This is a genomic window from Serratia sp. P2ACOL2 (genome assembly GCF_003691565.1).
In the GTDB taxonomy this organism is placed as follows: Bacteria; Pseudomonadota; Gammaproteobacteria; order Enterobacterales; family Enterobacteriaceae; genus Serratia; species Serratia liquefaciens.
In genome coordinates this window covers 1906241-1926345 of record NZ_CP033162.1, presented here as the reverse complement: position 1 = coordinate 1926345, position 20105 = coordinate 1906241, and the positions used below count along the sequence as shown (strand labels likewise).

At 53.7% G+C, this 20105-nt stretch carries 19 protein-coding genes and 1 pseudogene; 16 read left to right on the top strand and 4 right to left on the bottom strand.

The features are described from left to right. Positions 1-110 precede the first annotated feature (110 nt). The gene (gene rne, locus EBA31_RS09430; protein WP_122078588.1) at positions 111-3542 is read left to right on the top strand and encodes a ribonuclease E; all 3432 of its coding nucleotides are present in this window, start codon (positions 111-113) and stop codon (positions 3540-3542) included. A 60-nt stretch (positions 3543-3602) separates the two neighbouring features. Here the strand turns inward: rne and EBA31_RS09425 are convergent, their stop codons facing one another. After that, complete coding sequence (locus tag EBA31_RS09425) at positions 3603-3890, bottom strand: putative quinol monooxygenase (protein ID WP_020826330.1); 288 nt, start codon at positions 3888-3890, stop codon at positions 3603-3605. A 225-nt stretch (positions 3891-4115) separates the two neighbouring features. On the opposite strand from EBA31_RS09425, the gene pyrC reads away from it, so the two are divergent. From pyrC to EBA31_RS09385, 8 genes are all read left to right on the top strand, one after another. Beyond that, positions 4116-5162: a dihydroorotase gene (gene pyrC / locus EBA31_RS09420; protein WP_122078586.1), complete on the top strand. Its 1047-nt coding sequence runs from the start codon at positions 4116-4118 to the stop codon at positions 5160-5162. A gap of 80 nt (positions 5163-5242) precedes the next feature. Continuing rightward, a complete protein-coding gene (dinI, locus tag EBA31_RS09415; protein WP_020826328.1) occupies positions 5243-5482 on the top strand; it encodes a DNA damage-inducible protein I in 240 nt (79 codons plus the stop codon). 136 nt (positions 5483-5618) lie between these two features. Beyond that, a complete protein-coding gene (locus EBA31_RS09410; RefSeq protein ID WP_020826327.1) occupies positions 5619-5897 on the top strand; it encodes a hypothetical protein in 279 nt (92 codons plus the stop codon). Between the two features lie 199 nt (positions 5898-6096). After that, positions 6097-6351 carry a biofilm formation regulator BssS gene (bssS, locus tag EBA31_RS09405; protein WP_020826326.1) on the top strand — a complete coding sequence of 85 codons (255 nt, stop codon included), beginning with the start codon at positions 6097-6099 and terminating at the stop codon, positions 6349-6351. A 143-nt stretch (positions 6352-6494) separates the two neighbouring features. After that, the gene (solA, locus tag EBA31_RS09400; RefSeq protein ID WP_122078584.1) at positions 6495-7610 is read left to right on the top strand and encodes an N-methyl-L-tryptophan oxidase; all 1116 of its coding nucleotides are present in this window, start codon (positions 6495-6497) and stop codon (positions 7608-7610) included. Positions 7611-7835: 225 nt separating this feature from the next. Continuing rightward, complete coding sequence (locus EBA31_RS09395; protein WP_020826324.1) at positions 7836-8462, top strand: LuxR C-terminal-related transcriptional regulator; 627 nt, start codon at positions 7836-7838, stop codon at positions 8460-8462. Between the two features lie 133 nt (positions 8463-8595). Further along, positions 8596-8712 carry a DUF2770 family protein gene (locus tag EBA31_RS09390; protein WP_012006315.1) on the top strand — a complete coding sequence of 39 codons (117 nt, stop codon included), beginning with the start codon at positions 8596-8598 and terminating at the stop codon, positions 8710-8712. Between the two features lie 4 nt (positions 8713-8716). Beyond that, positions 8717-9694 (top strand): zinc-dependent alcohol dehydrogenase family protein, encoded by a 978-nt coding sequence (locus EBA31_RS09385; RefSeq protein ID WP_122078582.1) that lies wholly within the window; start codon positions 8717-8719, stop codon positions 9692-9694. On the opposite strand, the pseudogene EBA31_RS09380 reads toward EBA31_RS09385, so the two are convergent. Continuing rightward, a pseudogene (locus EBA31_RS09380) lies at positions 9681-10714 on the bottom strand (AI-2E family transporter). The gene EBA31_RS09385 and the pseudogene EBA31_RS09380 sit on opposite strands and share 14 nt — an antisense overlap. Positions 10715-11140: 426 nt before the next feature. On the opposite strand from EBA31_RS09380, the gene EBA31_RS09375 reads away from it, so the two are divergent. Continuing rightward, entirely contained in the window at positions 11141-11695 is a 555-nt protein-coding gene (locus EBA31_RS09375) for a cytochrome b (protein ID WP_046373919.1), read from the top strand. Between the two features lie 23 nt (positions 11696-11718). Beyond that, positions 11719-12297 carry a YceI family protein gene (locus tag EBA31_RS09370; RefSeq protein WP_020826320.1) on the top strand — a complete coding sequence of 193 codons (579 nt, stop codon included), beginning with the start codon at positions 11719-11721 and terminating at the stop codon, positions 12295-12297. Positions 12298-12335: 38 nt separating this feature from the next. On the opposite strand, the gene EBA31_RS09365 is transcribed toward EBA31_RS09370, so the two are convergent. Continuing rightward, positions 12336-13406 carry a rhodanese-related sulfurtransferase gene (locus tag EBA31_RS09365; protein ID WP_122078580.1) on the bottom strand — a complete coding sequence of 357 codons (1071 nt, stop codon included), beginning with the start codon at positions 13404-13406 and terminating at the stop codon, positions 12336-12338. 207 nt (positions 13407-13613) lie between these two features. Here EBA31_RS09365 and EBA31_RS09360 point away from each other — a divergent pair, with 207 nt between their 5' ends. Then, on the top strand, positions 13614-14711 hold the full coding sequence (locus EBA31_RS09360) for an NADH:flavin oxidoreductase/NADH oxidase (protein WP_122078578.1): 1098 nt from the start codon (positions 13614-13616) through the stop codon (positions 14709-14711). 18 nt (positions 14712-14729) lie between these two features. On the opposite strand, the gene EBA31_RS09355 is transcribed toward EBA31_RS09360, so the two are convergent. Further along, positions 14730-14891, bottom strand: a complete 162-nt coding sequence (locus EBA31_RS09355; RefSeq protein WP_122078576.1) for a histidine kinase — start codon at positions 14889-14891, stop codon at positions 14730-14732. A gap of 274 nt (positions 14892-15165) precedes the next feature. On the opposite strand from EBA31_RS09355, the gene EBA31_RS09350 reads away from it, so the two are divergent. From EBA31_RS09350 to EBA31_RS09335, 4 genes are all read left to right on the top strand, one after another. Further along, positions 15166-16086 carry a Kdo(2)-lipid IV(A) acyltransferase gene (locus EBA31_RS09350; RefSeq protein ID WP_044549768.1) on the top strand — a complete coding sequence of 307 codons (921 nt, stop codon included), beginning with the start codon at positions 15166-15168 and terminating at the stop codon, positions 16084-16086. Between the two features lie 251 nt (positions 16087-16337). Continuing rightward, positions 16338-16622, top strand: coding sequence for a YciI family protein (locus EBA31_RS09345; RefSeq protein WP_122078574.1), 285 nt, complete (start codon positions 16338-16340; stop codon positions 16620-16622). A 199-nt stretch (positions 16623-16821) separates the two neighbouring features. After that, entirely contained in the window at positions 16822-18057 is a 1236-nt protein-coding gene (mdtG, locus tag EBA31_RS09340; protein WP_122078572.1) for a multidrug efflux MFS transporter MdtG, read from the top strand. A 476-nt stretch (positions 18058-18533) separates the two neighbouring features. Then, positions 18534-20087 carry a peptide MFS transporter gene (locus tag EBA31_RS09335; RefSeq protein ID WP_020826313.1) on the top strand — a complete coding sequence of 518 codons (1554 nt, stop codon included), beginning with the start codon at positions 18534-18536 and terminating at the stop codon, positions 20085-20087. The last annotated feature ends 18 nt before the right edge of the window (positions 20088-20105 follow it).

The window sequence follows — 20105 nt, the reverse complement described above, 5'->3', positions numbered from 1 at the left end:
GTGAGGTTGACGGCTTTGCGAGAAGACACGGGGTTTTCGGTTTTAATCCGGCCATGAGGTTATTTTGCCCGCAGCTTTGTCGATAATGTAAAAATAACGAGTAAGTTAAGATGAAAAGAATGTTGATTAACGCAACTCAGCAGGAAGAGTTGCGTGTTGCCCTCGTAGATGGACAGCGGCTGTATGATTTGGATATTGAAAGTCCGGGTCATGAACAGAAAAAAGCGAATATTTACAAAGGCAAAATCACTCGTATAGAACCAAGTCTTGAAGCAGCGTTCGTAGATTACGGCGCCGAACGACATGGTTTCCTCCCTCTTAAAGAAATCGCTCGCGAATACTTCCCAAGTAACTACTCCTCCCATGGTCGCCCGAACATCAAAGATGTGCTGCGCGAAGGCCAGGAAGTGATCGTTCAGGTTGATAAAGAAGAACGTGGCAACAAAGGCGCCGCCTTGACCACCTTCATCAGCCTGGCCGGCAGTTATTTGGTTCTGATGCCGAACAACCCACGTGCCGGTGGTATTTCACGCCGCATCGAAGGTGACGACCGCACTGAATTGAAAGAAGCGCTTTCTTCTCTGCAACTCCCGGATGGCATGGGCCTGATTGTTCGTACCGCAGGCGTTGGCAAATCGGCCGATGCATTGCAGTGGGATCTCTCTTTCCGCCTGAAGCACTGGGAAGCGATTAAAAAAGCCGCTGAAGGCCGCGCTGCGCCCTTCCTGATCCATCAGGAAAGCAACGTCATCGTACGTGCATTCCGCGACTATCTGCGCCCGGACATCGGCGAAATCCTGATCGACAATCCAAAAGTTCTCGATCTGGCCAAAGAGCACATCGCTGCCCTGGGCCGTCCGGATTTCAGCAGCAAAATCAAACTGTACAGCGGTGAAATCCCTCTGTTCAGCCACTACCAAATCGAATCTCAAATCGAATCCGCCTTCCAGCGTGAAGTTCGCCTGCCTTCCGGCGGTTCGATCGTTATCGACTCTACCGAAGCGCTGACCGCTATCGACATCAACTCCGCGCGTGCAACCCGCGGCGGCGATATCGAAGAAACTGCGTTCAACACCAACCTGGAAGCGGCAGACGAGATAGCTCGCCAGCTGCGCCTGCGTGACCTCGGCGGTCTGATCGTTATCGACTTTATCGATATGACCCCGGTTCGCCACCAGCGTGAAGTTGAAAACCGCCTGCGCGATGCCGTGCGTCAAGACCGTGCGCGTATCCAGATCGGCCGCATTTCCCGTTTCGGTCTGCTTGAGATGTCGCGTCAGCGCCTCAGCCCGTCACTGGGTGAATCCAGCCATCACGTTTGCCCGCGCTGTAACGGCACCGGCACCATCCGTGATAACGAATCTCTGGCGCTTTCCATCCTTCGTTTGATCGAAGAAGAAGCGCTGAAAGAAAACACCAAAGAAGTTCACGCTATCGTGCCAGTTCAGGTGGCTTCTTACCTGCTGAACGAAAAACGTGAATCGGTGAGCGCGATCGAAAAACGTCAGGGTGGCGTGAAAGCGATCATCGTGCCGAACGATCAGATGCAAACCCCACACTACTCTGTGCTGCGCGTACGTAAGGGTGAAGAAACACCAACCCTGAGCTACCTGTTGCCGAAACTGCACGAAGAAGAGATGGCTCAGCCGTTGGAAGATGCGCCGATGGAGCGCAAACGCCCGGAACAGCCGGCTCTGGCCTCGTTCTCGCTGGCCGCCGATGCACCACCACCGGCTGAAGAAGCCGTTGCTACTCAGCCCGCCGTTGCGGCAACAGCAACCAAACAAGCTGCACCAGCCGCTGCCAAACCTGGCCTGTTGGGCCGTCTGTTTGGTGGTCTGAAAGCACTGTTTGCCGGTGAAGAACAGCCGGTTGTCGAAGCCAAACCTGTGGTTGAAGCGCCTAAGACCGAAAGCAACGGTGAAAACCGTCGCCAGGATCGTCGTGGTCAACGTCGTCAGGGTACCGGTCGTAAAGACCGTGGTGAGCGCGGTGAACGTAGCGATCGTCCAGAACGTGGTGAACGCAAAGAGCGCGGTGAAGGCCGTGATAACCGCGATCGTGATAATCGTGAGCCGCGTGAAAATCGCGAACCGCGCGATAACCGCGAAGGCCGTGAAACACGTGAAGTGCGTGACGAGCAGCGCCGCAACCGTCGCAATGCGCAGCAAACCACTGCCACGGTTACCGATGAGCCGCAGTCTGAAGAAGCCGCCAAGGCACAGCGCGAAGAGCAGCAACAGCGCCGTGAGCAGCGTGCCGAGCGTCAACGCCGTCGTCAGGAAGAAAAGCGTCAGGCTCAGCAAGAAGTGGCCGCACTGGAAAGTACAGAAGCTGCTACTGCCACCACCGCCAGCGATGAAGATCACGAAGAACGTCAGATGCAGAACATGCAGCGTCGTCAACGTCGTCCTCTGTCGCAGAAGGTTCGTGTGCTGTCCGCGGAAGAAGAGCTGCATCGCGCAGCGGAAGAGCTGCTGGCACCTAAAACGCCGGTAGCGAAAGCTCAGGACGCGAAACCTGCTCAGGCCGAAGACAGCGTTAAACTGCTGCCGGAAACCGTTGAAGCGCAGGCCGAAGACGATGCACAGGGTGACAACCGCGCTAGTGGCGAAAACGGCATGCCACGCCGCTCACGTCGTTCACCTCGCCACCTGCGCGTTAGCGGTCAGCGTCGTCGTCGTTACCGTGACGAGCGTTACCCAACTCAGTCGCCAATGCCACTGGCGGGGGCTTTTGCCTCACCAGAAATGGCGTCAGGCAAGGTCTGGGTGAGTTACCCTGTCACACAAGCTGCGCAAATGGTTGAAGAGGCTCAAGTTCAGGCTGAAGCTAGCCAAATCGCTGCCGACAACGTCATGGCACCAGAAGCCGTCAGCGTGGCCGCTCCGGTGGTTGCCGCGGTCGCAGAGCAGGAAACCGCACCGGTTAACCAGCCGGAAGCTGTGGCAGTCGCGGTTGAAGCAGTTGAAGAAGCCCAACCGGTTGTTGTAACTGCCGAGCCAATCATTACTGTTCAGGCTGAAGAAACTCCGGTAGCAGCTGAAACACCAGCGGTTGAAGAAACCGCAGTGGTTGAAGCAGCCGCTGCGGTCGAAAAAGCCCCAGCCGTTGAAGCGGCACCAGCGGTTGAAACTGCTCCTGAGGTTGAAGAAACCCCAGTAGCAGAGGCAACACCAGTCTTGGTGGTGGAAGAAACGGCAACAGTGGCAGAAGTCGTCACCGAGCCGGCTGCCGAGCCTGCTGAACCTGTCGTTGAAACTGCCCCGGTTCAGGAAACTGTAGCTCCGGCCGTTGTTGAAAAACCAGCGCCGGCAGTGCAACAGCAACCCGCACCGGTACAGGCTGGTACGCTGTACAAGCATATCGCTACGGCGCCAATGACCAAGGCCCCTGCTCCGGACTATGTGCCTGAGCAGCAGCAGCACAGCGATTGGCAGCGTCCTTCCTTCGCCTTCGAAGGTAAAGGCTCAGCCGGTGGCCATGCGGCGGTAAATCAAGCTACCGCACCGGCAACCAAACCGCAGCCGGTTAACGAATAAGGTAATCTGCTTCGATAAAAAAACCCGCCTGATGGCGGGTTTTTTATTGCCGAAATAAACTCAGGCAATTTTTTTCAATTGTTTGATATCCAGCAAATCTAGCTTGCCGTCAATGCTGGCGACAAACCGCTTAAAATGCTCGGTGGCGTTGTGTTTCTCCAGCGCCTCCGCGCTTGCCCAGCGTTCAAAGAACACGAAAGTTCCTGGCTTCTCGAGATCGCGGTGCAGGTCATATTGCAGGTTGCCCAATTCCTGGCGGCTTGGATCGATAATCTCATGCACCGCATCGCTGACGGCCGAAACAAACTCGGGTTTAGCCTGCAGGGTGGCAATAACTCGCACTTCCATTTTATTCTCCCATTCCAATGTGATTAATGTTGATAACCCGAAAGTTTTGGCTCGGGGATCATTAGAATCCTTGTCACTATGCACCCGATAACCAATTGATTTCAACTTGCCGTGAACAAACAGATGCATCCCAGGCACTTTCCGCTTATCCTTATGCCCCGGCGTGAATAAGCCCCATTATTCGCTTTTACTTAGACCCGAATCTAACCGCCGGAGCCTTGTAACATGACCGCACAGCCTCAAGCCCTGAAAATCCGCCGCCCTGACGACTGGCATATCCATTTGCGTGACGACGATATGCTGAAAACGGTTTTGCCCTATACCAGTCAGGTATTTGGCCGGGCGATTGTGATGCCCAACCTGGCTCCGCCAATTACTACCGTAGAAGCCGCCCGAGCGTATCGCGATCGCATTCAGGCAGCAGTCCCTCAGGGGCACAACTTTACCCCACTGATGACCTGCTACCTGACTAATTCACTGGCCGCGGCAGAACTGGTTAATGGGTTTGAGCAAGGCGTTTTCACTGCGGCTAAGCTCTACCCTGCCAATGCCACGACCAACTCCAGCCATGGCGTCAGCGATGTGAAGGCCATCTACCCGCTGTTTGAGCAAATGCAAAAAATCGGCATGCCACTGCTGATTCACGGTGAAGTGACCGATGCCGCCGTCGATATTTTCGATCGCGAGGCTCGCTTTATTGAACAGGTTATGGAGCCGATTCGTCGCCAGTTCCCGGAGTTGAAAATTGTCTTCGAGCACATCACTACTAAAGAAGCGGCGCAGTACGTGCAAGAAGGCAATCGATTCCTTGGCGCGACTATCACCCCGCAGCATCTGATGTTTAACCGTAACCACATGCTGGTGGGGGGCATTCGTCCGCACCTGTTCTGCCTGCCGATCCTCAAGCGTAATATTCACCAGGATGCGCTGCGCAAAGCCGTTGCCAGCGGTTCGGAGCGTTTCTTCCTCGGTACCGACTCCGCCCCTCATGCCAAACACCGTAAGGAATCGAGCTGCGGTTGTGCAGGCGTATTCAACGCGCCTAACGCTATTCCGGCCTATGCCAGCGTGTTCGAAGAACTGGGCGCATTAGAGCACCTGGAAGCTTTCTGTTCCCTGAACGGGCCAGGCTTCTATGGTCTGCCGGTGAATGCCGACTTCATCGAACTGCAGCGCGTGCCAACCACTCAAGCAGAAGAGATCGCCATGGGCAGCGAAACGGTGGTGCCCTTCCTTGCCGGAGAGACGCTGAAGTGGTCAGTGAAAGCATAATCTTCTTTTTTTAACGCAGCCTATTGCCCCCACGCGCGGTTAACTGTATAAATATCCAGTAAATCGCTTCGGGGGCAATTATGCGTGTTGAAGTCACTATAGATAAAACCAAACCGCTACCGGCAGGCGCCATTGAAGCGCTGACCGGCGAGCTGGGCAAACGGGTAAACCGCCAATTTCCAGATGCCGTGGTTCAGGTGCGTTATGCCGGTTCCAACGGGCTCTCAGTACTGGGCGGCCTGAAAACAGATAAAGACCTGATCGAGGAAATTCTCCAGGAAACCTGGGAAAGTGCCGACGATTGGTTTAGCGCAGAATAATACTGCAAGGTAGTTTTTGCCGGGGGTCGCTCTCCGGCTTTTTTGTATTTGAAGCCTGGCAACGCGCGGTTAAATTTCTGCTGGAAGAAAAGCCTTATCTGGTCTGTACTGAATGCTTTAACAGGAGATCTTTGACATGGCCCCGGACAAGGTTAAAACCGAAGAAACGATGACCTTTGGCGAACTGCTGGCGCTGATTGCCGATCAAAAACGCCGGCTGAGCGTACTTGAAGTGGCATTTTCCTACCTGGCCTTTGGTTTGGATGACAAAGCCAATCAACTATTGATTCACAGCCTGAAGCTGGAATCGCAGAATCAAAATCGTGATGCGGAAACGCAGAATCACTTTGCCCATCTGGCCGCAGAACTGGAAAAACGGTTACATGCCGCCCCGCCCCCTCCTGCTGTTGAATGACGGCGACGTCCCCATGCTGTATGTATTCTCATGGCGTGCTGCAGAATAATCACTCAAATAAATATTTATTTTACAAAATAAGCAGGGAAAAGCTCCACCCGCGAAACCAGATGCGTATACTGTAAAGGCCCACATGATGATGGGCCGCATTGATCCTCGTTAGTCACTCACGGTAGTTACTACTCAATAAGGGGTCTTTATGGACAGAAATGATGAAGTAATTCAGACGCACCCGCTTGTTGGTTGGGATATCAGTACTGTCGACGTTTATGACGCCATGATGATACGCCTTCATTACCTGTCTTCACTAGACCAGACGCCCGAAGACGCCCAAGTAGACAGAACGCTTTGGCTCACCACAGATGTCGCACGTCAATTAATCAATATCTTAGAAGCCGGCATCGCCAAGATTGAAGCAACGGATTACCAGGACCTTGATCGTAGAAAACACTAATTCACCGCACCAAAAAACCTAAGGCGCCAGCGATTTTCTCTGGCGCCTTTTTCTTTGCCGATAGGCAGCGCAACGGGTGCATTGCGGCGCTCAACCTTTTATCATAACGAAATAAGAAACGTATAACAGAGAGGTTACGGCACGTGGAATATGACTTAATTGTTGTGGGCAGCGGTTCGGTAGGTGCGGCGGCAGGCTACTATGCGACTCGAGCCGGCTTGAAAGTGTTAATGATAGACAGCGCCATGCCTCCACACCGTAACGGCAGCCACCACGGTGACACCCGCATCATCCGCCATGCCTATGGCGAAGGCGAAAAATATGTCCCGCTCATTCTCCGCGCCCAGGCCTTATGGAATGCGTTGATAAAACAAACCGGCGAAGAACTGTTTCAGGACTGCGGCGTGCTGAATATGGGTCCAGAGCAGTCTGAATTCATCCACAATGCGCAAAACAGCGCGAAGAAATTCCGCCTTAACACACAATTTCTGAGCGCAGAACAGATTAACCAACGCTGGCCGGAATTCAATGCACCGGAAGGTTACGTCGGCGTGTTTGAACCTGATGCCGGGTTCCTGCGTTCTGAAAAGGCGGTTGCCAGCCTGATCAAGCTTGCCAAAGAAGCCGGTTGCAGCCAGCTGTTCAATTGTCCGGTCACGGGGGTGCAACCTGTCGAGGGCGGTGTCGAAGTGGTCACCTCCGAAGGTCGCTTTCAGGGCCGTAAGGCCGTGGTCACCACCGGTACCTGGGTCAAGGCTTTGCTGCCGCAATTGCCGATTTCGCCGCTGCGCAAAGTATTTTCCTGGCATCAGGCCGACGGCCGCTACAGCATAAACAACCGTTTCCCGGCGTTCACCGTCGAAGCGCAAGACGGCAGCCATTATTACGGCTTCCCTGCCGATAACGACGGACTGAAAATCGGCAAGCACGATGGCGGGCAACCGATGGAAACGCCGGATCAGCGCAAGCCCTTTGGCAGTTTCACCAGTGACGGAACCGAGGTTTTCCACTTCCTTCGTCAATTCTTGCCGGGTGTAGGGGTATGTTTACACGGCGAAGCATGCAGCTATGATATGAGTCCGGATGAAGATTTCATTATTGATACCCTGCCGGACTGCGATCGCTTGATGGTTATCAGCGGCCTGAGCGGCCACGGCTTCAAATTTGCCAGCGTGCTAGGCGAGATTGCCGCCCTGTTTGCCGAGGACAAAACCTTACCGATAGATATCTCTGCCTTTACGCTCAAACGCTTTAAATAACCCTCCTCAATGGACACAACCGCCCCCGTCAACACGTTCGGAGGCGGTTATGCCCCGCAGTTACACGCTGAATTTAGCGTATCAATTTGAAATATATTGGGAATAATATTTCAACGGAAATTTCTGGCGCAAGTATCCGGATTTCCGAATTGATCCCCTGTGGTGTAAGTTCTATTTTACAGCTGATATGCCCCTGGTAATTTCTCGCTCAACAAGGACGTCACCATGAAACTGCTTGTCGTGGACGAATGCTGCTTCACCCGGGTCGGTATCGATAACTATTTTACGGACAATGTTTTCAGCCAGGTAAAATGTTGCCACAGCCTGGAACAAGCAACTCCGCTGCTGGATCACTACCGCCCAAGCCATATCCTGGTCAACCTTACCAAACACTGTCGTTACAGTGAGGATGATGCTCAATTGCAGGCTTTTATCGAGGCCACCCCATCCGCGCTGTTGTTTATTTATCTGGACACGCCGTACCCATACAGCGAAACACCGATGCGCATCGCTGACCACGCTTTCCTGTTCAACAAAGCCACATTACCCGTCACCCTGCGCATGATGCGGGAAAAGCCGGTCTCACTGATGGATTGCAGCGTGGAACACTCTCTGTTCAGCCCGCAGGAGCTGACGGTGATGAAACACTGGATGGCGGAAATGCCCAATTACCGCATCGCAAAAAAGCTGCAAATCAGCTCGCACACCGTTTATGTGCACAAACGCCACATCACAGAGAAAATCAACGCCCGTAATCGGCTAGAATTTTATTCGCTGTATAACGTGCTGCGCTATTTTTATCCGCCGAGCGTTCCCGTCAGCGCTATGTCACCTTCGTTGATGGCGGTATAACCGAAGCCTGCTGCAAAGCAGGCTGTTTTCACACGAAGATTCACCCCGATACCCGACTTTGCCTTCTCGGCAGTATTAACGCTGGCTGCAAAAATACTATAATCAGCCCGTCCTTATCTTTTGGCTGCTGAGAATGCTAAACAAAATACTGTCGGCGATCGTCAACAACGTCCGCGAACATCTGGTGCTGTATATCTGCCTGTGGCTGGTGCTGTTGGCGCTGGACGTCTATTTCTTCTTTATGCCTTAACCCCATGCCGCAGACTTTTCCCCGTTTGCGCTTTTGCCAATTCGGTTCACCGGACCAGGTGATTGCCCTTGAAGATGCCGTCATTCCGGCACCACAGCCCAATCAACAGCTAGTGCAGATGCGCTACGCACCGATAAATCCATCCGATTTGATTCCCATCTATGGTCAGTATGCACACCGTATTCTCCTGCCTCAGGTTCCTGGTTACGAAGGGGTTGGGGTCGCGGTTGATCCTCGCGGTCAATCTACCGACAGACGCGCGCTCACCGTCATGGGCAATGGCAGTTGGCAAAGCTTTGTCACTATCGATAGCGCCAAAGCGATTTGGGTACCGGACGACATCGACGACGCCACTGCGGCACAAATCTACATTAATCCGCTGACCTGCTGGGTATTGCTGACACAATGGCTGCCGCTAAACGCGGGGGACATCCTGATGATTAACGGCGGCGGTTCGGCGATCAGCCTGCTGTTTTGCCAGTTGGCGGTTTTGCGCGGTATCAGATTGGTGGTTGTGGTGCGTAATCCCACCCATCGCCAGGCGCTGCTGAATGCCGGTGCCTGGCGGGTTGTAGAAGGACAATTACTGCAGCAATATCGTTTGCAACAGCTCACGGGCCATGCGGCGCGTGCCGCGATCGACTGCGTCGGCGGTGAAGATGGCTTGCATCTGGCACTTTCGGTCAGCGTGACCGGCGATTTTGTCGCCCTGGGGTTGCTCGGCAACCGGCAGGTGGACTGGCAGTATATTTCTCGCCAACTCCGGCTTCGCACTTCCCTGTTTCACCTGCGCAAATGGAACGCACAGGCAACTGCGGTGCAGTGGCAGGCGGCATTCCAACAGCTGTTCAATCTGGTGAGACGCGGCCAATTGGTGTTGCAAAGTCCGGCGGCTATTTATCCGTTGCGGCATTATAAACTGGCACTGCAACACGCCGCCGACAGCAAAACCCAGGGGAAAGTCTTCTTTACTCCGGGGTAACCGGTTTGCCTGGCTGACCATCGCCGAGAATAACCGCCAATTTATGTCCCCCTTCGGTGGTCTCCAGGGCAATGCGGGTAATAATGGTCAGCGGCACCGACAGTAACATCCCTACCGGCCCCATCAGCCAGCCCCAGAAGATCAACGACAGGAAAACCACCAGCGTCGATAACCCAAGTCCTCGCCCCATGACGCGCGGCTCCAGCATATTGCCAATCACCAGATTGATCGCGATAAAACCTGCGGCTACCACCAGCGCATCACCAAAGCCGTTAAACAGCAACGCCTGGATCAGTGGCGGAACCGCGGCGATCACCGAGCCGATGTTGGGAATATAATTCAGCAAAAACGCCAGCAGCCCCCAAATAAAGGCAAAGCGCACGTCGACCGCAGCCAAAAATCCCCAGACGATGACGCCGTTTTGATCACCAGATAACGCGTGACGCCGTCTAACGCACGCCGAATATTGGCGATGCCTTCGCTAGGTTTATCCAGCGCCTGCTGCAGTTTGTAAGGCAACAGCTGCACTTCAAACAGCATAAATACCACGGTCATCAGCAGCAGGAAAATATTGGTCATGGCCCCCGAGAAACGGCTTAACAGGCGGGTGATCAAATTCATCGCCGAGCTGGGGTCAACATACTGCAGCATCGCTTCGGGGGATATGGTGATGTTGAGGCGATCGGCGTAATGCTGCAGCTCACTCAGTTTTTCCATCATCATGCCGCGGTACTGGGGGAGCGAACGGGCAAATTCGTTCAGCGATGCGCCCAATATGCCGATGAACAACATCAACGCCACCACGACCAGCACCACCAGTAAAGTCACACCGAGCACGCGCGGTATACGCCAGCGTTCTAGCTGCGTTACCAGCGGATTCAGTACCATAGCGAGAAACACCGCCAGTAAGAATGGCACCACAATATCCGCAGCCGCTTTGACGCCGGCGAGAATAATGACCAACATTGCCAGCAAGATAGCCAGACGCAGGCTTCGATCGGTCAACAGGGTTCGGCCCATGACATTTCCTTTGTGTTAATGGTGTGACCCTGCGGGCCATCCGATGTGTCTTATGTTAGCAAACTCTGTTGTCCTGCCGCAGAGGTATTGCTGTATGAATAAACGTCCCGCTTTTGCAGAACATTGACTGGAAATAATCGACAAACTTGACTAGCGATTTATTCTCCAGAACAATCCACGCTATTTACGTAAAATGACAAAAGCTGACAATAATAAATAAAACCATTATTTTTCAATCAATAACAATCCAACAATACACAATCACAATTATTACCTTCAACGATTTCACTGATTAACCTGACGCTATCTCAGCCAAATTCACTGATTAATATTTTAAAGAAGTAACATAGTTAAATTTATTATTGATTTTATGTTTCTTAAAGTTTAATTATTGCAGCCAGAAAATGTTGAAAGTAGGGAAACACCATGCTTTGGAAAAATACCGCCAACCGCTTTGGTCATATTTCAGTGTTGATCCACTGGTTGGTTGCGCTGACGGTGTACGGCATGTTCGCCCTGGGCCTATGGATGGTCACGTTGGGCTATTACGATGTCTGGTATCACCAGGCACCGGAAATTCATAAAAGTATCGGCACGCTGCTGTTCATCGTGATGGTGGTCCGGGTGATCTGGCGTTTTGTTTCGCCGCCGCCCAAACCGCTGGCCAGCTACGGTCGTTTTACGCGCGTCAGTGCGATTCTGGCCCATCTGGCGCTGTATGTGGTGCTGTTCAGTATCCTGATTAGCGGCTACCTGATTTCGACCGCCGACGGTCAACCAATCAGCGTATTCGGCTGGTTCGATATCCCTGCGACCGCCACAGGCATGGCGGAGCAGGCCGATACCGCCGGTACCATTCATCTTTACCTGGCTTGGGCCGTCGTGGTGCTGTCAGTACTGCACGCTCTGGCTGCGCTTAAACATCACTTCGTTGATCGTGATGTTACTTTGAAACGGATGCTGGGTAGCAGCGCCGATTAACCTTTGGACTTATGGAGATTGCTATGTTGAAGAAAACCGTACTGGGCTTGACCGCAGGTGCCCTGCTGCTGAGCGCTGGTTCCGCGCTGGCTGCCGACTACAAAATTGACAAACAGGGCCAGCACGCCTTTATCGAATTCCGCATCCAGCACCTGGGCTACAGCTGGCTGTACGGCACCTTCAAAGATTTTGACGGCGGCTTCACCTTCGACGAAAAAGATCCGTCCAAGGACAAGGTTAGCGTCACCATCAACACCGCCAGCGTCGACACCAACCACGCTGAGCGTGACAAGCACCTGCGCAGCGCAGAATTCCTGAACGTCGAAAAGAATAAACAAGCCAAGTTTGAATCCACCGAAGTGAAAAAGAACGGCGAAGGTTATGCGGTTGTCGGTAACCTGACGCTGAACGGCGTGACCAAACCGGTAACGCTGGACGCTAAACTGATCGGTCAAGGCAATGACCCTTGGGGCGGCTACCGTGCCGGCTTCGAAGCCAACGGTAAAATCAAGCTTAAAGACTTCGGCATCACTACCGATCTCGGCCCGGCGTCTCAGGACGTAGAGCTGATTATTTCCGTGGAAGGCGTTCGCGCGAAGTAATGCAAAAGCGCGGCAAGAACGCCGCGCTTATTTCAGGCTCAGCTGGCTGAGCCTTTATCTTCTTCCGGTGCCGGAATATGCATCGTGGTCTGCAATAACCCTTTCGACTTATTGAAAATCTTGATGCCATTCTCACGGCCGGCGCGGCGTGCACGCTGCTCTTCACGCGGCAGCTTCAGCTCTTCGCGGCAGATCTCGCTGCAGCAACCTTCAAATTTGGCGGCACAGCTCGGGCACTGAATAAACAGCAGGTGACAGCCGTCATTCTTGCAGTTGGTATGGGTATCGCAAGGTGCGCCGCACTGGTGACAATTGGCGATCACATCGTCAGAAATCCGCTCGCCCATGCGCTCGTCAAACACAAAGTTTTTGCCGACGAACTTCAGCGGTAACCCCTGCTCTTTCGCCTTGCGCGCGTACTCAATAATGCCGCCTTCCACGTGATAGACGTTTTTGAAGCCGTTATGCAGCATATACGCACTGGCTTTTTCACAGCGAATACCGCCGGTGCAATACATCACAATATTTTTGTCTTTATTGTCCTGCAGCATCTCGACCGCCATCGGCAACTGGTCGCGGAAAGTATCTGAAGGCACTTCGATGGCGTTCTCGAAGTGGCCGACTTCATATTCGTAGTGGTTACGCATATCGACAAACAGCGTATCCGGATCGTCAATCATCTGGTTTACGCGATCGGCCTGTAAATACTCACCGACATTCGCTGGGTTGAAGCTTTCATCATCGATGCCATCGGCGACGATGCGATCGCGCACCTTCAGGCGAAGTACCCAGAAGGATTTGCCGTCGTCTTCCAGTGCGATATTCAGACGCACCTGATCCAGAGCCGGATGCGAGGCAAACAACGCGGCTTTAAACGCTTCGAACTTGTTCTGCGGTACGCTGATTTGCGCGTTGATGCCCTCTTTCGCCACATAAATGCGGCCAAACACCTTCAGCTTGTCGAACTGAACGTAGAGGCTGTCGCGAAACGCTTTGGGATCGTCGAGGGTGAAGTATTTATAAAAAGAAACTGTGGTGCGCGGCTCGGTTTCCGCCAGCATGCGCGCCTTCAGTTCCTCGTTAGAAATTCGGTTATGTAACACTGGCATGGTGTACTTTCCTGTCTTTCGGAGGTGACTGATTTTGATGCGCGCCAGCCGCCGGCCCACGCGCGGCGCACATAATACCCGAAAATGTAGCTCAAAACAGCATTAACGCACCGGTGATAACAAAGGCTGGAAGCTTGACGTCGCTCACAAATCTCGATATGCCTTAAGGGAGCTTATCCCCTTTTTACCACGGACCTGGAGGACGTCATGAGTCAGCTATTTACCCCGATTACGCTGGGGAAACTGAGTTTGCCCAACCGTATAGTTATCGCACCGATGTGCCAATACTCCGCCGATAACGGCAAGGCCACCGAATGGCACACGATGCATCTCGGTCATCTGGCATTGTCCGGCGCAGGCCTGTTGATTGTCGAGGCCACGTCGGTCGCCCCCGAAGGACGCATCACCCCCAACGATCTCGGCCTGTGGGACGACGCGACGGAACAGGCGCTTGCAGAAGTGATACAAGCGGTAAGAAAACACGCCACTTTGCCACTGGGCATTCAGCTCGGCCACGCCGGGCGCAAAGCATCCTGTGCCGTTCCCTGGGCCGGTGGGGGCCAACTGAACAGGGCAGACGGCGGCTGGCAGACGCTGTCCGCCTCGGATATCCCCTTCGCCCAGCATGATGCCTCACCGGCAGCAATGAGCCTGGAACAAATTGAACAATTGAAAGCGCAGTTCGTTACCGCGGCGAAACGCGCCGAACGGCTAGGTTTTGAACTGATTGAACTGCATGGCGCACACGGTTATCTGCTACACCAGTTCCTGTCACCGCTGTCTAACCAACGTAACGACCAGTACGGCGGTTCATTGCAAAACCGCATGCGTTTACTGCTGGAGATTTACAATGAAGTGCGCGCCGTATTCCCGGCACCAAAAGCGGTTGGCGTGCGTATTTCCGCTAGCGACTGGGTCGAGGGCGGCTGGGATGAACAGCAGTCGGTAGCCTTGGCAAAAGCACTGAAGGAGCTGGGTTGCGACTACATCCATGTTTCCAGCGGTGGCCTTTCGCCATTGCAGAAAATCCCGGTGGGGCCGAATTACCAGGTGCCGTTCGCCGAGACCATCAAGCGGGAAAGTGGGCTGCCGACCATTGCCGTGGGGTTAATCACCGAGCCGGAACAGGCGGAAGCGATTGTCGCCACCGGGCAGGCGGATATGGTGGCGCTGGCGCGGGGTATCCTTTACAACCCACGTTGGCCATGGCACGCCGCCGCCAAATTGGGCGAGAAGGTCAGCGCGCCACCGCAATATTGGCGTTCTGAACCGCACGTATTGAAAGGGTTGTTCAAAAACGACTGATGATTCTGGGGTAGATGCTCAGCCTCTGCCCCGACATTCGGTAAAACCGGAAATCACGATACCTGCCAGCAATGCGACACCTGCCACCAGCAGTAACGGATTTAACTGCAGGTGTGCGCCAACGCTGCCCAACAGTGCTCCTGAGACTAATAAACCCGCACTTAACCATGAAGCCAACATACATCCCCCTAAAAATTTGGGCAAAATTATACGCCGCCCACGACTGCCAACCTTATCCTTTTGAGCGCATCAGCCCAATTAATCGCCAAATCATGTCCATTCATCACTAAAAATTATGTTTTAATGCGGTGTTTTTTCACGTTGCGTGATAAAAGTGCCACAATACTCGGTTATAAACGGCAGAAAATGGATAGACGGCCAAATCTCTTCTGGATGTCAGCCATACTATCACTCTGTTATTATCATTAAATGACTGCTTCTAAGCTGAGAACACATGACTCAAGTTCCCTCTTTTAATCGTTCTTTACTGCATCCGCGTTATTGGCTTACCTGGTTCGGTATCGGTTTGCTCTACTTATTGGTCTTGCTGCCTTATCCGATTATTTATCGTCTTGGCACTCGACTTGGCCGTTTTTCCATGCGTTTTCTCAAGCGCCGCGTGGCGATTGCCCAACGTAACCTGGTGTTGTGCTTCCCGGATATGCCACAGGCCGAGCGCGATGCGCTGGTGGTACAGAATTTTGAATCCGTCGGCATGGGGCTGTTTGAAACCGGCATGGCGTGGTTTTGGCCGAACTGGCGTATCGAGCGTTGGTTCAAAGTCAGCGGACTGGAGCATATCCAAAAAGCGCGCGACAACCATCAGGGCGTTTTGTTGATCGGTCTGCACTTTCTGACGCTGGAACTGGGCGCCCGCATCTTTGGCATTCACAATCCGGGCATCGGCGTTTATCGGCCGCACGACAACAAGCTGATGGACTGGCTGCAAACCTGGGGCCGCATGCGCTCCAACAAATCCATGCTGGACCGCAAAGACGTGAAAGGCATGATCCGGGCTCTGAAACAGGGTGATATTATCTGGTACGCTCCGGACCACGACTACGGCCCGCGCAGCAGCGTGTTCGCCCCGTTGTTCGCCGTTGAAAAAGCCGCCACCACCACCGGCAGCTACGTGCTGGTACGAATGGGTAAACCGGCCATTATTCCCTTTACCCCACGCCGCTTGCCGGACGCTAAAGGGTATGAGCTGATTATGCAGCCGGCGGTGGAAAACTTCCCGCTGGATAATGAGCTCGAGGCCGCTGCGTTTATGAATAAAGTGGTCGAAAAAGAGATCCTGATGGCACCGGATCAATACATGTGGCTACACCGTCGCTTCAAGACCCGCCCAGAAGGCGAGCCTTCACTCTACTGACTTCTGACCCGCCGTTTGGCGGGTTAGTTTAATGACAAACACCCGAAAAACGTGGTTTTCGGATGTTTGGGGTAAAGCTGAAGACATAATCCTTCGTTTTTACCAGTAAACAAAACATAACGTCTAAGTACACAGAACTTTATCAACATCCTGACCCGCCGTTTGGCGGGTTAGTTTTTTATGCCGCAGATCTTGAGAAACGACGGCAACGGTGGGATGGTAAAGCCTTCGTCGTTCATCCAGGAGCCGTTATGTACATCGTTAGCCTGACCTACCATCGCCCGATAGAAGAAGTCGACAGCCACCTCGAGGGGCACATCGCCTGGTTGAAAAAATACTTCCAGGACGGCACCTTTATCGCCTCCGGTCGCAAAAACCCGCGCACCGGCGGTGTGATCCTGGTGAAAGGGATAGATCGTTCACAGTTGGATACCATCGTGGCGCAAGATCCCTTCAATGCCGTGGCTCACTATGAGATAACCGACGTAACCCTCTCGACAACCTCCAGCGGTTTTGAACTGCTCGCCGGGCTTTAAGTAAGCTTTTTTCCGCGCGCACAGCGCGGAATACTGTCTATATTCAATTTTTAAAACTTTATTTCATTTTCAGAATATCCCCTGCCACATCGATTGATGCCGCCTATAATTAAGCGCATACTTACCAGGCTAACTTTTTTGCTTTGCCCCATTGCCTGTGCACACGCGCAAAGCGCTCCTCCTTTTGCAGCAGGAATTTATGGCTTCGGCACCAGAACCCATCAACTGGAAACGCAACCTTTTCGTCACCTGGCTGGGGTGCTTCCTGACCGGTGCCGCGTTCAGCCTGATCATGCCCTTCCTGCCACTCTATGTAGAAACCCTTGGTGTTACCGGTCACGAAGCCTTGAACATGTGGTCCGGTCTGGTATTCAGCATCACCTTCCTGTTTTCAGCAATTGCTTCCCCTTTCTGGGGCGGTCTGGCCGACCGCCGCGGGCGTAAGTTGATGCTGTTGCGATCGGCGCTGGGCATGTCGATTGTGATGCTTTTAATGGGTATGGCGCAGAATATCTGGCAGTTCTTGGCGTTGCGCGCGGTGTTGGGCCTGCTCGGTGGCTTTATTCCCAACGCCAACGCGCTGATTGCCACCCAGGTACCGCGCAATCGCAGCGGCTGGGCGCTGGGCACCCTGTCCACCGGCGGCGTCAGCGGGGCATTGATTGGCCCGTTGATCGGCGGTTTACTGGCCGACCAGTACGGCCTGCGACCGGTGTTCTACATCACCGCCGGCGTGCTGTTGGCCTGCTTTGTTTTAACGCTGCTGTACGTTAAAGAACAATTCACCCCGGTACAGAAGAAAGACATGCTGCATGCTCGCCAGGTTTTCGCAGCACTGAAAAGCCCCAAGCTTATCCTCAGTCTGTTTGTGACCACTATGATTATTCAGGTTGCCACAGGATCCATTGCGCCGATTCTGACCCTCTACGTGCGCGACCTGGCTGGCAATATTCATAACCTGGCCTTCGTCAGCGGCCTGATCGCTTCTGTCCCCGGCGTCGCCGCACTGATGAGCGCACCGCGGTTAGGCAAGCTGGGCGACCGGATAGGTCCGGAGCGCATTCTGGTGTTTATGCTAATCGTATCGGTGCTGTTGCTGATCCCCATGGCCTTTGTGCAAACCCCATGGCAGCTCGGCGTGTTGCGCTTCCTGCTTGGTGCCGCCGATGGCGCACTGCTGCCGGCCGTACAAACACTGTTGATTTATAACTGCACCAATCAGGTGGCCGGCCGGATCTTTAGCTATAACCAGTCATTCCGGGATATAGGCAACGTCAGCGGCCCGCTGATGGGCGCAGCGGTTTCTGCCAGTTACGGCTTCCGGGCGGTGTTCTGCGTGACCGCAATGGTGGTGCTGTTCAATGCAATTTATTCCTGGTGGTGTTTGCAACGACGCCCGACGCGAATGCGTGAAGACACCCTGCAAGAAGAGTAATAGCCGTATTTATCACCAGTTCTGTGCTCAAACAGAGCCGAGTCCCTGTTTACCTTACTTTTAGTATTGATACCCTCTGCGCCTCTCCACCCTATTCCCATAAGAATAATCTCAATGTAATTCCATGTTTTTGAACAGATAATTAACTTTTAGCGCAATAAACCAGCTGTCAATAACAATCCCGCCTTAACCAACATAAAAACCAGGAAAGGAGATGTTTGTCGACTTTTCATCTAAAAAATGGGATACAGGGACTAGACAAAACCATCATCCAGTTATCAAATGGTTAAATAATATCACGCCAGTTGTAAATCATTGGCCAAGTGAAAAAAGGCTAACGCGCTTTCCACGGTTAACGGGCGCTGCAGCAACGGTTTTGTCGGGTAATCCACATTGGGTGGATCACCTTCCTTAAATACACATACATACCACAGTATAAGCTGCATCATTGCGGCGCATTTTATTGGGAAGACGTTATGCAATCCTCTGTTAATAAACAAGAAAGCCGGACCTTCTTCGGCCATCCTTATCCGCTCGGATCCCTGTTCTTTACCGAAATGTGGGAGCGGTTCTCGTTTTACGGCATTCGCCCATTACTGATCCTGTTCATGGCCGCCACCGTTTACGACGGCGGTATGGGGTTGGCACGTGAAAACGCCTCGGCGATTGTCGGCATTTTCGCCGGCAGCATGTACCTGGCTGCCCTGCCGGGCGGCTGGTTGGCGGATAACTGGCTTGGCCAGCAAAAAGCGGTGTGGTACGGCTCGATTCTGATCGCGCTGGGCCACCTGTCGATCGCGCTGTCTGCCGTCATGGGCAATAACCTGTTCTTCATCGGCCTGATGTTTATCGTGCTGGGGTCCGGGCTGTTCAAGACCTGTATCTCGGTGATGGTCGGCACGCTGTATAAGAAAGGCGACAACCGCCGCGACGGAGGTTTCTCGCTGTTTTATATGGGCATCAACATGGGCTCGTTCATCGCCCCGCTGATCTCCGGTTGGTTGATCCGTTCCCACGGCTGGCATTGGGGCTTCGGCATCGGCGGGATCGGGATGCTGGTGGCGCTGGTGATCTTCCGCGTCTTTGCGGTACCGGCGATGAAACGCTATGACAGCGAAGTCGGCCTGGACTCCACCTGGAACAGCCCGGTCGCCAAGAAAAACGGCGTCGGTCGCTGGCTGCTGGCGTTAGCCGTCGGCGTGGCGGTGGTTATCACCCTGATTGCCCAAGGCATCATCGTGATTAACCCGGTAGCGGTAGCCAGCATGCTGGTTTACGTGATTGCCGCCTCGGTGACCCTGTACTTTATTTATCTGTTCGTGTTTGCCGGCCTGAGCCGCAAAGAGCGTGCCCGCCTGCTGGTCTGCTTTATCCTGCTGGTGTCAGCCGCCTTCTTCTGGTCCGCATTCGAACAGAAACCGACCTCGTTCAACCTGTTCGCTAACGACTACACCAACCGTATGATCGGCGATTTCGAGATCCCGGCGGTGTGGTTCCAGTCAATCAACGCCCTGTTTATTATCCTGCTGGCACCGGTATTTAGCTGGGCATGGCCTGCACTGGCACGTAACAAGGTACGCCTGAGCAGCATCACCAAGTTCGTTATCGGTATTCTGTTCGCCGCAGCAGGCTTTGGCCTGATGATGCTGGCCGCGCAGAACGTGCTGAGCAACGGCGGTGCCGGTGTGTCGCCGATGTGGCTGGTGGGCAGTATCCTGATGCTGACGCTGGGCGAACTCTGCCTTAGCCCAATCGGGTTGGCGACCATGACTCTGCTGGCCCCGGAAAGAATGCGCGGCCAGATGATGGGCCTGTGGTTCTGTGCCAGCGCGCTGGGTAACCTGGCTGCCGGCCTGATCGGTGGCCATGTTAAGGCCGACCAACTGGAAATGCTGCCTAACCTGTTCGCACGCTGCTCGATTGCGCTGCTGATTTGTGCCGCGGTATTGACCCTGTTGATCGTCCCTATCCGTCGCATGATGGAAAATACTCAGGGTAAAAGCGCGCAGAAACCGGCGACCAACGCCTGATAGCCTTTTCGCTTGACC